This is a genomic window from Lysinibacillus sp. GbtcB16 (assembly GCF_019091145.1).
GTDB lineage: Bacteria > Bacillota > Bacilli > Bacillales_A > Planococcaceae > Lysinibacillus > Lysinibacillus fusiformis.
The window spans coordinates 1-303 of record NZ_JAGXJV010000257.1 but is presented as its reverse complement, the minus strand read 5'-3'; the positions used below and the strand labels follow the sequence as shown (position 1 = coordinate 303).

At 38.6% G+C, this 303-nt stretch carries 1 pseudogene; it reads left to right on the top strand.

From position 1 onward, the window contains the following. Positions 1-99: 99 nt before the first annotated feature. A pseudogene (locus KVT27_RS24180) lies at positions 100-303 on the top strand (bacillithiol biosynthesis cysteine-adding enzyme BshC); the annotation flags it as partial.

Genomic DNA, 303 nt, shown 5'->3' with positions numbered 1-303 from the left:
CCTCGCCTTCATATGACGATTGTGACACGTCATGTAGAGCAATTATTGTGTGAACATCAATTGATTGTTACGGATGTTAGGAATGGCAAAGCTTGAGAAATGAAAGAGCGTTTTATTGATGATGTGCAGGATAGTGAGGCTAAACGTCAAATTCAGGCTATGGAGCAGTTGGTAGCAGAAAAGTACAGTGAGCTTGCATCGTATTTAGAGGAACAGCATTTAACTTTAGATGAAATCCTTGTGACACATCAAGAAAATCTTGCAAAACAATTTGACTACCTTCTGCAAAAAATCGAGCAAACT